The following is a 12,821-nucleotide window of genomic DNA, read 5'->3' as shown; positions in this document are numbered from 1 at the left end:
TTAATCGCCGCGTTGGAACGGATAGAAATCAGAACCCAAGCCCATAATGCGGGTCAGGGCATCGAGCGCTTCAAAGCTCTCCATCATTATAGCAGGGTCTTTTAGGTCTTCGGGGGCCAACTCTTCGCGGTAATGTTTAGTGATCCATTCTTTCAAGGTCTCATAGAGGCCCGGTGAAAAGCGGTTCCCTTCATTTACCTGCGCCCATTCTGCATCCGTTAAGGTCACGCGCAGACGCAGACAGGCGGGCCCGCCGCCATTGCGCATGGATTGGCGGACATCAACGTAATGCACATGACCAATAGGCCCGTTTCCTGCGACAAGCTTATCGCAGTAATTTTTGGTCGCTATATTCTCTTCTGTCTCCAAAGGCGCAATCAATGTCAGGCGGTTTTCCCCCGGCATCTGAACAAGCATGGAATTAAACAGGTAAGCTTTAATGGCATCTGCAATCGAAACTTCCGCCAGCGGAACTTCAGTGAATATAGGTTCAAATAATCCTTTTGCAGCGGCGCGAATATCAGACTGCATTTTCGCTGTGTCCGCAAAAGCAAGCTCATGATAGAAGAGCGTTTGCATCGCGCCAACACAGACAACATCATTATGAAAAGCGCCCGCATCAATGGCAGCGTCGGACTGCAGCGCATAAACGGTGCGAACAGGGTCAAGGCCATGGCTTCGCGCAATCGCTTCGCTGGCTTGACGTGTTTGACGGGCGGGATAGCCCGGACGATGCGCGGCATAGCCATCACGGCCATAGACGAAAAGCTCAACCCCTTGCGCCCCACGGCTTTCACACAGGCGAACGTGATTAGCCGCGCCTTCATCTGCAAAAACAGACTGCTCGGACAGGGCTTGATGCACATCCGCAAATGGAAAGGCGGTTTCCAAAGCTCGCTGTGTTTGAGGATGTTCAATAGAGCGGTGCAACATGGTCGATAGATTGGCGGGCGTCAGCTGTAAGCGGCCATTCACGCTGTCAGGCGACGGGCTTACAGTTGCCGCATTGGCAGCCCACATTGAACTGGCTGATAGGCAGTTTTTCATAAGGCGCGGCGCATGCTGCCAGGCCGCCTCAAAAACGTCTTGGTCTGTCCCGGTAAATCCGGCGCGGCGCAAAGTCGGTAAATGCGGACGCTGTTGCGGCGGCAGGATACCTTGGCGCAGACCAGCTTCATGCATCGTTTTCATTTTTTCAAGACCTTGCAGCGCAGCGGCCCGGGGGCTGGCAACCAATCCGGCATTATTGGCTGAGGCGAGATTGCCATCGGAAAGGCCGCCATAATTATGCGTCGGGCCAATCAAGCCGTCAAAATTTGCTTCTTGGGCAATCGTGCTCATGATGATTTCAATCCCTTCATTGGAAGGTTTTCAGGAGATCCAGCCACTTGACTTGCCATAGGCCACGCACAAAAATCAGCTGCATAATAAGCGCCGGGATTATGATTACCCGAAGCCCCCGGGCCGCCAAACGGTAAGAAGCTTGCGGCTCCCGTGGTGGGCCGATTAAAATTCACAACTCCTGCGCGGATACGCAAGCGGAAATCATCCCAAAGGTCAGCATCATCAGAAATCAATCCAGCCGCCAAACCGAATTTTGTATCATTGGCAGACTTAATCGCGGCGTCCCAGTCAGAAACTCGGATTACTTGCAAGACCGGGCCAAAAATCTCTTCATCTTTGACCTCAACATCAGTGACGTCATAAAGACCCGGCGTAACATAAGCGGCACCCTGATCAGAGATGCTTGCGGCGCGAATAGTCTTACCTCCAAGCGCGTTAGCGTTCTTCACAACATGCAAAGCGATATCGGCGCTGATGAGCGGGCCGATAGTAGACTCTTCGTCACAAGCGCCAAGGCTCATGCGGTCAATAAAATTGGCTGTGGCAGCAATGATAGCTGCGCCGTGTTCATTATCAGGCACAATCAAGCGGCGGGCACAAGTACAGCGCTGACCCGTTGTTATGAAGGCCGATTGCGCAATAAGACTTGCTGCAGCATCAGCGTCTTCGACGTCCCAAGCAATAAGCGGGTTGTTACCGCCCATTTCCAGCGCCAAAACAATCTCAGGCCGTCCCCCAAATTTCTTATGAATAAAGGCTCCAGTACTGGCTGAGCCCGTAAAGAGAACACCGCCCAACTTCGGGTGATCAAGCACAGCGGCGCCCGTCTCCCGCGCACCTTGGACCATATTGATAACCCCAGGAGGGAAGCCCGCTTCGGCATAAAGTTTTATCAAGGCTTCGCCAACGGCAGGCGTTTGTTCGCTCGGTTTAAACACCACCGTATTCCCTGCAATCAAAGCCGGAAGGATTTGGCCATTAGGCAGATGCGCTGGAAAATTATAAGGCCCTAAAACGGCCATGACCCCGTGCGCCCGATGTTGAAGCGCGGCATGACCAAAAGCCGTTTCGCGGGTCAAGGCACCGGTCCGATCCTCATAGGCCGTCAATGAGATATCAACCTTAGCCGAGAGCGCACCTCCCTCACCTAGGGCGTCCCATAATTGCTTTCCGGTTTCCTTCGCAATCAGCGCGCCCATGCTCTGTTTCGCAGCCATCGCGAGATCTTTATACCGCGCAACAATGGCCATGCGCTCTTTTAGTGGCGTGCGCGACCACCCTTCAAAAGCGTTATGCGCAGCGTCAAAGGCGGCATCAACATCAGCATCATTGGCCGCGAGGCCAGACCAGATTTCTCGGCCGTTAGAAGGATTTATAGAGCCGAACATATCGCCATGACCTTCTTTCCAAGTGCCATTAACAAAGAGAGATTTTTTCATCGTTTAATCCAAATACGGGCTGTATCGCCATCTGATAAATTGAGATTTTCTAAAGCCTTCGCTTCGATATGAGGTTTATTGTCAATAAAGGCGACATTCGTCAAAACACAGCGAAAGTCAGTTATGGAATCGTTACTGACCATAGCCACCAAAGGAAGATCAATATCCTTCGCGGCTAGGTGAATAACCTCAAGGCGGCTATCTTTGACTGTTGTTAAGTCATCGCGCGGTACGCTAAGCGATGGCCCGGCGTCGAAAATGTCAATATTCCCATCATAGCGGAACCCCTCAGCCTCTAAATAACGGCGCGCGCCGACACCTGCAGGGTGAGTTTTTCCAATAACCTCTTTGGCCGCATCGGGCAGGAGCGCGACATAAATCGGATGTTTGGGCATCAGATCAAGAATAAATTGGTTATCTTTTTCAGCTGAAATTTTATCAGCTTCATGAAAATCCATGCGGAAAAATTTACGTCCAATTGCATCCCAAAAAGGCGACTCGCCCGCTTCGCTGACCCGGCCGCGAAGCTCTGAAATAACTTGCTCTCCAAAGCGCGCGCAATCCGCCGCAATAAGCATGTAACGCGATTGAGAAATTAGGCGTCCAGCACCACTCCCGCGGTAACCATCTTTTATAAACAGAGATCCGACTTCAGTTGCGCCCGCATATTCATTAACCAAAACGAGGACTTCCATGTCAAAACGGGAGCCCGTAACAGCAGATTTTTGAGCGACTTTCAGAATACGAAAATTAAAGAAAGGGTCTTGAATACCGACTTGCGCTTTTACAGCACTCATTCCTACAATTTCATTTTTATCCATATCCTCAAGCATCAACAGGTAAACATGATTCGGGGATATAGAACTACGTCCCTCAAAACTGGCAACGGATTTATTCAAACGCGCGGATAGAGCTTCACGGCCTACGGCCAAGGATGTGAAGCCTGGCCCCGCTAATTCTGCCAAATGGCAAATCGCGTCCAGGTCATCAGGTCTGGCAGGACGCGTCACTAACATTGCGTAGCCAATTTTTTTGCAGCAATCGCATCAAATTCACCGCTTGCCAATTTCATTAAAATAACAGAGGACAGGCGTGCCCGTTCGACAAGGCTTGAAATTTTCATAAACTCACGATCAGAATGAATATCCCCTCCGCGCACGCCGAGCGTATCGACATTAGGGCATCCCGATGCCCAAAGATTATTTCCCTCGCAAACTCCTCCGCTAGGCGCCCACTTTATGTCTTGACCGAGCAAACCACCAGCTTGTTTTACCCAATCGAAAACTTTAGCGTTGGCTGGAGCCATAGGCTTGGGAGGACGCGTAAAACCACCATGCATATGGGCGTGGATACCATCTTTGAGATTGAGCTTTGCGACTAAATCATCAAGTTTACTTTGTATCCAATCCATATCTTCAGTCTCTTTCATACGCACATTAAAACGGCCAATGGCAAGCTCAGGCACTATATTATAGGCCCCTCCTCCATCGATTTTTGCGATATTAAATGTGACGCCGTCACGTTGTCCGTTCAGCCCCTCTATACCGCCAATAAATTCAGCCATAGCCGCAATTGCATTCCGTCCAATATGATGCTCTCGCCCTGCATGTGCCGCGCGGCCTTTAATAATAAGAGAGAAATTTCCACTTCCTTTGCGCGCGCCCGCCATAGACCCATCCGCAAGCGCAGGTTCATAAGTTAAGCCCACATGAGAGCGTTTACCGAGCTCTGCAAGGAGAGCAGACGATCCTGGCGACCCAATTTCTTCATCGGGGCTCATGAGAATTTTATAACCGACATTTGAAGCGTTATCACTGCGCTCCAATGTTTCAAGTGCGGTCAGCATAACCATAAGCCCAGCTTTCATATCCGCGGTCCCCGGGCCATTGATCGTATCTTCATCAACCCTTACAGGATTTTGAAAATGAAAATCTTCGGGAAATACAGTATCGTAATGACCCGTCAAAACGAGCTGAACAGGTGCTTCTGGACGCACGGAGACTTGCAAAGCGGGTTCATATATTATCGTCTCAACATCACCCGTTTTTGAAACAAATTCACCATTTGGAAGAGCCGTTTCTTCTATTTGCCCCGGTAAATCTGAAAAGCGTTCTGAAAGCATAGCCCGCATTGCAATAAGGCCACTGCGATTATGGCTTCCTGAATTTTGAGCAGACCACGTCTCGACTGTTGAGAGCATTTCGGATGCATAGTCATCCAACTTGTCAATGAAACTGTTTTCAGAAGATGTCAGAGAAAGTTGCGGCACATAGGCTCCTAAAGTGTTTTAGCTTACCTAGCAGAGCCATAAGGGAAATAAAATTCTAAAGCCCTAGATTTTCAAGGCATAAAAAAACGGAGCCCGGAGGCTCCGTCATAAGAAGGTTATAGTGCAAAGATTATTCGCAACCGTAGAAGTAGTTGCCACATGTCTTCATGAAGTGAACAACAACGCCATTCGCTGACTGGATGCGGAAAGCTTGGCGATCACGGTCATTACTCGGCAGCACTGAGTAGTTGTAGTGATGCTGCTTACCCAGACCAAGAAGACCCGCAGTGCCGACAGGCAGAACATCTTCTGAGAACATGTAAGATTGTGCATCCGCAAAACCGTTAGAATAACCCATAGATTTGAATAGATAATCCAGATAAGCTTTATCTGTAGCGCTTGTGCTATAACGATTTTGAAGCTTTTGATAGAACTGGTCAGGCGTTAGGCCGTGCGAATCACCAAATTCAGGCAATGTACCCAAGCGGCTCATTTGCTTCGGCGTAGCAGATGTGTTGACGTTGAAAATTCCAACATTAGATGAGCCGCAAACATTCAAGTTTGGACGCACAACCTGCTGAATCGGGCAAGCATTTCCTTCAACCACAACACTCCCGTCAGGACAGTTCACGTAAGTGATCTGCGGCTGAACAATCGGGCATGAGTTACCAGCCACAACAACGGTTCCGTCTGGACAATCAATATACTGCACAGGGGGTGGTGGCGGGGGTGGCGGTGGGGGGGGTGGCGGAGGAGGAGGTGGCGGTGGCGGAGGTGGCGGCACGACAGCAGCTGTGTGCTTATGGCCAAAGAGGTAGCGGAAACCTGTCATAAGGGAATGAGCTCCAATACCTGCGGCAGCAACGTTAATGGCGTTTGAGCTACCAGAAATAGCATTAGTACGTGTGCCGTCAAAGTCCATGCTACCTGAATCTAAGTAGCGGTAATGCGTATCCCATTTCAGATTATCTGAAATGTCGTATCCAAGACCTGCAAGCAGTTGATAACCAAGTGCTGTGTCTTTGTCGGAAACAGCACAATTTTCAGGTTGGATGCGACCGCCGGGGTCACGATTGACCAAAAGTGAGCGGGCGCCCAAACAAGCGGGGTTAGCAACTGTAAGGGGCGCTAAGAAGTCCTGTGCGACCAAGTTGGCTTTACCTTGAACAATACCAATACCAGCGCCTACATAAGGTTCCCAACGGCCAAAATTGTCAAAGTCATATAGGGCGTTCAGCATAAGCGTGTTCGTACGTAGTTTTGCACTTGTGCTTGGGATCTGGCTAATTGAGCCAAAGTCTGTCCAAAGTGTTGCCCCGTCAAGCTCAAGACGCCAGTTATTCCCAAAGTCGTAACCCAGACCTAGTGAACCTGCGACATTACCTTCGCTTTGAAGGCCATTACCGTGTTGGCCGCTAACCATATCACCTGTAAGGTCCATATCTGTGTGAACACCGTAACCCGCGTTACCGCGTAAATACCAACCTGCGTCATCATGGGCGCTTGCAGATGTTGCAACCCCTAAGCAGGCAATAGATGCCGTAGCTAATAATAATTTCATTTTCATTGTGTATCCTCCCACAAACCTAAAAATAATAGTCTGGAATACTCCTACAAGGAAAAAATATTCTTTTACAAGCAAAAATATCTGCCAAACTGCAATAGATTTTGTTGTGAATTAAATATGCAACAGTGTTTTTCTCACCTCAAACTCAAAAAAGGCCAAAAAAAAAACCCGGCCAAAGCCGGGTTTTCTTAACATATTTATCCCAAAACTAGTTGATAACGCCAACTGATCCTAAGGAAATAAGCACTTCTGTGCGGCGGTTAAGCTGCTCTTTGACACCATCTTCTGTTGGTACAAAGTTCTCAGTTTCACCTTTACCTTCTGACGTAATGCGCTCACCAGCAATACCCTGACGTACAAGTTCGTCACGTGCATCTTTGGCGCGGCGCTTTGACAGAGCCAGGTTATAGGCGGCAGAACCTGAACGGTCTGTATGACCTACGACGCGGATATTATCGACATTACAATATTGACCGATATCAAGGATACGGTTGATAGCATTGCGTGTTTCAGCAGATTGACCTTTATCGAATTCATAATAGATGATTTCTTGGCGATATTGCTCAGAACACAGAGCTGTTACATCGTTACCACGCTGTGAGATCTGTGCAGGGCACTGGGCTTGATCATAGACCAATGTACCGTCCCAACATGTATATGTTTGTGGCTGAGCCGGACAAGTTGATGAAGCTGGAATAACAGATCCATCCCAACATGTTTGTACAGGCTCGGGCTTAGCAGGGCACTGGCCCGCATTAAAGACCATTGAACCATCCCAACATGCAAAATCAGCAACAGGTGCTGGCGGCGGAGGCGGTGGGGCTACTTTCTTCTCACCAAATAAGTAGCGGAAGCCTGTCATAAGCGAGTGAGCGCCGATACCACCTGCAGCGACGTTGATTGCATTTGAACTGCCTGAGATAGCATTCGTACGAACACCATCAAAATCCATCTCACCTGAATCTAGGTAACGATAATGTGTATCCCACTTCAAATTATCTGAAATATCATAACCAAGACCTGCAAGAAGTTGATATCCCAAAGCAGTGTCTGAATCAGATACAGCACAGTTTTCTGGCTGAATTCGTCCACCTGGGTCACGATTGACTAACAATGAACGGGCTCCAGGACAAGCTGGGTTAGCAACTGTAAGAGGCGCTAGGAAATCCTGAGCAATTAAATTGGCTTTGCCGCGAACGATACCAATACCCGCACCCACATAGGGCTCCCAACGGCCAAAATCATCAAAGTCGTAAAGGGCGTTGAGCATGAGTGTGTTTGTACGAAGTTTTGCACTCGTGCTCGGAATTTGGCTAATGGATCCAAAATCTGTCCAAAGCGTTGCGCCGTCAAGCTCAAGGCGCCAGTTGTTACCCATGTCGTAACCAAGCCCAAGTGAACCTGCGACATTACCTTCGCTTTGAAGACCATTACCATGTTGGCCGCTAACCATCCCACCTGTAAGATCCATATCTGTATGAACACCGTAACCGGCGTTACCGCGTAAATACCAACCTTCAGTATCGTCTGCGGACGCGAGTGATGGCGCTGCCATCAATGCAGCTGATGCTGCTGCAATAAGAAGCCGTGACTTCATTTTATTTCCTCCATAATGGCAGAGCGCCACTTGTTATTAATGTGCGCCCCTAGGCGCGTTGACATAACTCTCGTGGTTGCGAGATGTTAATGTTGAACTCTCGTTACAGCAATTAGTTCCAATTGACCACCCTCTGTAAGGCCTTAATCTCATAGATTTTAAGGCTTTTTGTAAAAGAGTTGCTGAAATACATCACTTTAACGAAGTTCCGCTCTTTTATTAATGTTTTGTGAACTAATTATGAATGGTACGCCCGCACAGACTTGAACTGTGGACATCCTCATTAAAAGTGAGGCGCTCTACCAACTGAGCTACGGGCGCCCAATTCAGGCAACCTTATAAAAGGTGTGGGGTATCTAGGGGGACGTTTTCATATCGTCAACCCCCAAAAATGCGGCATTATGCAATAATTGAACGGAATTTTACCCTTGCCAATTTTTTCTAAAATTCTGGGCAAAGCTTACAAATTCACCTGCCGCTATAGCGCCGCGCATACGCGCCATTAAGTGCTGAAAGTAAGCGATATTATGCCAGCTAAGAATCATGGCGCCCAAAAGTTCGCCCGAACGTATAAGGTGATGCACGTAAGCTTTGGAGTAATTTTGGCTCGCGGGGCAGTCGATATCCTCATCTATCGGGCTTTCATCTTCGGCATATTGCGCCTTTTTGATGTTATAAGGCCCGGCATCCGTCCAAACCTGGCCATGTCGACCTGAGCGCGTGGGTATCACACAGTCAAACATATCCACCCCGCGCGCGACGGCCTCAACGAGATCGATCGGCTTGCCAACACCCATCAAATAACGCGGGCGATCTTCAGGTAAGTGAGGCACGGTAAAATCAATCGTTTCGCACATGGCCTCATGCCCCTCACCCACAGCTAAGCCGCCAATAGCATAACCGCCATAACCGCCAGCCGTATCCTCGCGCACACTCGCCTCAGCGCTCATGCGGCGCAAATCCTCAAATGTAGAGCCTTGGACAATCGCGAATAATGTCTGATTCTCACGTTCGCCGAAATATGCGAGTGACCGCTTGCCCCAACGTAGAGACAATTCCATCGACTTCGCAGCAGCTTCATAGGGTGACGGAAATTCTGTGCATTCATCAAGCTGCATAGAAATATCCGCGCCGAGCAAATCAGCTTGAATTTCAATAGAGCGTTCAGGCGAGAGCATATGTTTAGAGCCGTCATGATGGCTTTGAAACTCAACACCCTCTTCGGTCATTTTACGCAATTTAGAGAGCGACCAAACTTGGAACCCGCCAGAATCGGTCAGTATTGGACCTGTCCAACCCCCAAATTTATGAAGTCCGCCCAATTTTTTCACCCGCTCGGCCCCTGGGCGGAGCATCAGGTGATAGGTGTTGCCAAGTATAATGTCAGACCCGGTCTGCGCGACTTGGTCCATATAAAGCCCCTTCACCGTGCCCGCTGTGCCCACGGGCATAAAGGCTGGCGTGCGAATATCCCCGCGCGGCGTGCGCAACACACCTGTGCGGGCCTTGCCTTCTTTAGCGTGAATATCGAAGGGAAACTTAGCCATATCTCTTTACTTGTTTTCGTCTCTTATTTTTCCGCCGCCCATAGCAGGCTTGAATCGCCATAGCTATAGAAACGATAGCCCGTTTTGATAGCATGCGCATAAGCGTCTTGCATGGTGTCGAGGCCTGCCAAAGCACTAACGAGCATAAAGAGCGTTGACTTTGGCAAATGGAAATTGGTCATCAAGCCGTCAATTATATAAAACTGAGACCCCGGCGTAATAAATATCTGTGTATCAGCAGTGAGATTTTTGACACGGCCATTAACGGCAGAGGATTCGAGCGCGCGTAACGCCGTTGTACCGACGGCGATTATGCGGCGGCCTTCACCTTTGGCGGTATTAATCCGCGCGGCAGTCTCTGGCGCAATCTGATACCACTCACTGTGCATATGGTGTTCATCTGTATCATCGGCTTTGACAGGGAGGAATGTCCCTGCCCCGACATGCAGCATTAGCCGTTCGATTTGAACGCTCTTTGCCTCCAGCGCTTTAAAAACTTCGGGCGTAAAGTGCAGCCCCGCTGTTGGCGCAGCCACAGAAGCGGCTTTGCCGTCCGCGTAAACCGTTTGATAATCCTCAATATCCTGCGCATCGACGGTTCGTTTGCGGGCGATATAAGGCGGGAGCGGCGGTTGGCCTATGGCTTCAATGGAACTGGAGAGTTCTGTGCCGCTAAGATTGAACCGCAAGCCGACATCGCCGCCATCCTGCTTGCCGAACACTGTGGCAGATAAGCTGTCCGAGAAGTGAACTTCATCGCCATCGCGCAGACGCTTGGCGGGCCGAACAAAGGCTCGCCATTCATTCTCCGATAAGGCTGTGTGGAGATTCACATCAACCGTCACATCCCCGCCGCCGCCATGGGCGCGAGCGGGGCGCGTCGCTCTTAAGGCGGCGCGGAGAACCTTAGTCTCATTAAGGACGAGCACATCACCTTTGCGCAGAAGCGACGGCAAGTCACTGACGATATGGTCGCTGAACTCACCCTGCCCTGAAACCCGCAAGAGTTTGGCACTATCCCGCGGTGAAGCGGGACGCAAAGCAATGCTCTCCTCAGGGAGGTGGAAATCAAAGGCGCTGACTTTCATGAGCCAAGGCCCCTGATTTATAAACTAGGAAACAGTCGCTTTCACGATTTTACCCGGATAGCGTGGCGGCTCACCTTTTGGAAGCGCGTGGACAAGCTCCATTCCGCTCTCAACTTCACCCCAAACGGTATATTGGCCATCGAGAAATGATGCATCATCCAAACAGATAAAAAACTGACTGGACGCCGAATTTGGGTTTGATGACCGCGCCATAGAGCAGACACCTTCGATATGGGGATGACGGCTAAATTCAGCTGGAATTTGCTGTTTCGCTCCGCCCATACCTGTTCCGTCTGGACACCCGCCTTGCGCCATAAATCCATCAATGACGCGGTGAAATGTTAGCCCATCATAAAAACCGTCTTTGGCAAGACTAGTGATTTGCTCGACATGTTTTGGCGCAAGGTCAGGGCGCAGAAGGATGACAACATCACCACTTTTGCCATCATTCGCATCGAGCGTTAGTGTAAGTTTTTCAGCCATTATATAGAATCCTTATTGTTGGCGTGTCGGGACGCGAATATCGCAAATGTCAGGATATGTCCCGTCCGCTTTCTTTTTTGTCTTCAAATAGTTTTTAAAGGCCGGGCTGTCTGTTTTCAGAACCTGCAGCTTTACGCGGTCTGACTCAGCAACGTCGGCTGCGAGCTGCACTTTCTTCATGACGTCAGGCACAAAATCAGGATTTTCACCTTTAGACCCCACTTTAATCTTCGTAAGATGTTCGTGTCCTAGAACAGTATTGCCCCAAATCGAATATTGAGCATCCAGATGCTGCGCAATATCACGCATCAAAAAGAACTGACTATTCGCGGAATTGGGGTCTGATGTTCGCGCCATTGACGTCACGCCTTTGCAATGAAGGCCGAAAGCTGCGACTTTACCGTCTTTTGTCAACATAGCTTGCGAGGAAGGCTGTGTTGCAACCGGGAGAGCTTTGTAAAACCCAACGCCCACTTCTTTACCACCTTGGCTGCGTGCGCCGACCAGCGTCACAGGCATTGTGGGAGGTCGGCGGAAGGTAAACTCACCTTGGATATCCGGCAATTGAGAGTCTCCGGACCCATCACCCTTGGGATCGCCCGTTTGATTCATAAATCCGTCAATAACGCGGTGAAAAGTAATCAAATCATAAAAGCCTTGGCGCGCCAGCGTTTTGATTTGCGCCACATGAAGCGGAGCGATTTCGGGGTAAAGCTCGATCACGACACGGCCATATTCCAGATCGATATATAGTGTGTTTTCAGGGTCTAGGTCTCGCCACGCCTCCTCGGGAGCATTGAGCCCGGGGCTCATAGTTGCGGACGCTGTCTTTACGGCTGTCTGGGCCGTTTTGGTTACGGAGGATTGCTCCTCACCTGCACAAGCAGAGGTGCTTAGCGCGACTGTGGTTAAGAGCGCAATCAAAGTCTTTTTCATCATGAATATTTGTCCTTTAAGCGTAGCTCAACTTCCGGTGTGACGAATTGAGAAACATCCCCTCCCAGCCTTGCAATCTCTTTGACGAGGCGCGAGGCAATGGTTTGATATTGCGGGTCTGCCATCAAAAATACTGTCTCAATATCCGGGTTCAAGCGGTCATTCATTCCGGCCATTTGGAACTCATATTCAAAGTCCGAAACAGCCCTTAAGCCGCGCACTATCATGCTCGCCCCAACGCTTTCAACAAAATGTATCAGTAAACCTTCGAAAGGTTTCACTTCAACTTCTATACGGTCACGAAAAGGCTTAACCACATGTTCCACCATTTCAACGCGCTCATCTAGTGCAAAGAGGGGTCCCTTGCTGCGGTTAATTGCGACGCCCACGACAAGCTTATCACAGAGGTTACTCGCCCTCTTCATAATATCCAAATGCCCCAATGTCATAGGGTCAAAAGTTCCAGGATAAAGAGCGATGCGTTTTGTCATAACGGTGCTATAGCGGGGGGCGCAGGGGAATCCAAATAGATTCGCAAGTGACGTAGCGGT

General features: G+C 49.7%; 11 protein-coding genes and 1 tRNA gene. All 12 read right to left on the bottom strand.

Going from position 1 to position 12,821, the window contains the following annotated elements:
* Entirely contained in the window at positions 1–1,341 is a 1,341-nt protein-coding gene (locus tag F569_RS0107020; RefSeq protein WP_026941620.1) for an N-succinylarginine dihydrolase, read from the bottom strand.
* A complete protein-coding gene (gene astD, locus F569_RS0107015; RefSeq protein ID WP_026941619.1) occupies positions 1,338–2,783 on the bottom strand; it encodes a succinylglutamate-semialdehyde dehydrogenase in 1,446 nt (481 codons plus the stop codon). The genes F569_RS0107020 and astD overlap by 4 nt, the downstream gene beginning before the upstream one ends.
* A complete protein-coding gene (locus tag F569_RS0107010; protein WP_026941618.1) occupies positions 2,780–3,799 on the bottom strand; it encodes an arginine N-succinyltransferase in 1,020 nt (339 codons plus the stop codon). The genes astD and F569_RS0107010 overlap by 4 nt, the downstream gene beginning before the upstream one ends.
* Complete coding sequence (locus tag F569_RS0107005) at positions 3,793–5,052, bottom strand: hydrolase (protein ID WP_026941617.1); 1,260 nt, start codon at positions 5,050–5,052, stop codon at positions 3,793–3,795. Before F569_RS0107005 ends, F569_RS0107010 begins: the two co-directional genes overlap by 7 nt.
* A gap of 130 nt (positions 5,053–5,182) precedes the next feature.
* On the bottom strand, positions 5,183–6,619 hold the full coding sequence (locus F569_RS18870) for an outer membrane protein (RefSeq protein ID WP_026941616.1): 1,437 nt from the start codon (positions 6,617–6,619) through the stop codon (positions 5,183–5,185).
* 208 nt (positions 6,620–6,827) lie between these two features.
* A complete protein-coding gene (locus tag F569_RS0106990; protein WP_026941615.1) occupies positions 6,828–8,216 on the bottom strand; it encodes an OmpA family protein in 1,389 nt (462 codons plus the stop codon).
* A 245-nt stretch (positions 8,217–8,461) separates the two neighbouring features.
* A tRNA-Lys gene (locus F569_RS0106985) sits at positions 8,462–8,537 on the bottom strand.
* A gap of 101 nt (positions 8,538–8,638) precedes the next feature.
* Positions 8,639–9,763 (bottom strand): tRNA guanosine(34) transglycosylase Tgt, encoded by a 1,125-nt coding sequence (gene tgt, locus F569_RS0106980; RefSeq protein ID WP_026941614.1) that lies wholly within the window; start codon positions 9,761–9,763, stop codon positions 8,639–8,641.
* Positions 9,764–9,786: 23 nt separating this feature from the next.
* Entirely contained in the window at positions 9,787–10,851 is a 1,065-nt protein-coding gene (gene queA / locus F569_RS0106975) for a tRNA preQ1(34) S-adenosylmethionine ribosyltransferase-isomerase QueA (RefSeq protein ID WP_026941613.1), read from the bottom strand.
* A 24-nt stretch (positions 10,852–10,875) separates the two neighbouring features.
* The gene (locus F569_RS0106970; RefSeq protein WP_026941612.1) at positions 10,876–11,334 is read right to left on the bottom strand and encodes a peptidylprolyl isomerase; all 459 of its coding nucleotides are present in this window, start codon (positions 11,332–11,334) and stop codon (positions 10,876–10,878) included.
* Positions 11,335–11,346: 12 nt separating this feature from the next.
* Complete coding sequence (locus F569_RS0106965) at positions 11,347–12,273, bottom strand: peptidylprolyl isomerase (RefSeq protein WP_026941611.1); 927 nt, start codon at positions 12,271–12,273, stop codon at positions 11,347–11,349.
* Positions 12,270–12,761, bottom strand: coding sequence for a pantetheine-phosphate adenylyltransferase (gene coaD / locus F569_RS0106960; protein WP_026941610.1), 492 nt, complete (start codon positions 12,759–12,761; stop codon positions 12,270–12,272). The genes F569_RS0106965 and coaD overlap by 4 nt, the downstream gene beginning before the upstream one ends.
* Positions 12,762–12,821: the final 60 nt, after the last annotated feature.

The organism is Hellea balneolensis DSM 19091 (assembly GCF_000428525.1).
Taxonomy (GTDB): domain Bacteria; phylum Pseudomonadota; class Alphaproteobacteria; order Caulobacterales; family Maricaulaceae; genus Hellea; species Hellea balneolensis.
This window is presented reverse-complemented; position numbering and strand designations above follow the sequence as displayed.

Bases quoted from the DNA above. Each gene is read 5' to 3' on its own strand.
- F569_RS0107020 (WP_026941620.1), bottom strand. From the start codon at position 1,341: ATGAGCACGATTGCCCAAGAAGCAAATTTTGACGGCTTGATTGGCCCG.
- F569_RS18870 (WP_026941616.1), bottom strand. From the start codon at position 6,619: ATGAAAATGAAATTATTATTAGCTACGGCATCTATTGCCTGCTTAGGG.
- astD (WP_026941619.1), bottom strand. From the start codon at position 2,783: ATGAAAAAATCTCTCTTTGTTAATGGCACTTGGAAAGAAGGTCATGGC.
- queA (WP_026941613.1), bottom strand. From the start codon at position 10,851: ATGAAAGTCAGCGCCTTTGATTTCCACCTCCCTGAGGAGAGCATTGCT.
- F569_RS0106965 (WP_026941611.1), bottom strand. From the start codon at position 12,273: ATGATGAAAAAGACTTTGATTGCGCTCTTAACCACAGTCGCGCTAAGC.
- F569_RS0106990 (WP_026941615.1), bottom strand. From the start codon at position 8,216: ATGAAGTCACGGCTTCTTATTGCAGCAGCATCAGCTGCATTGATGGCA.
- F569_RS0107010 (WP_026941618.1), bottom strand. From the start codon at position 3,799: ATGTTAGTGACGCGTCCTGCCAGACCTGATGACCTGGACGCGATTTGC.
- F569_RS0106970 (WP_026941612.1), bottom strand. From the start codon at position 11,334: ATGGCTGAAAAACTTACACTAACGCTCGATGCGAATGATGGCAAAAGT.
- tgt (WP_026941614.1), bottom strand. From the start codon at position 9,763: ATGGCTAAGTTTCCCTTCGATATTCACGCTAAAGAAGGCAAGGCCCGC.
- coaD (WP_026941610.1), bottom strand. From the start codon at position 12,761: ATGACAAAACGCATCGCTCTTTATCCTGGAACTTTTGACCCTATGACA.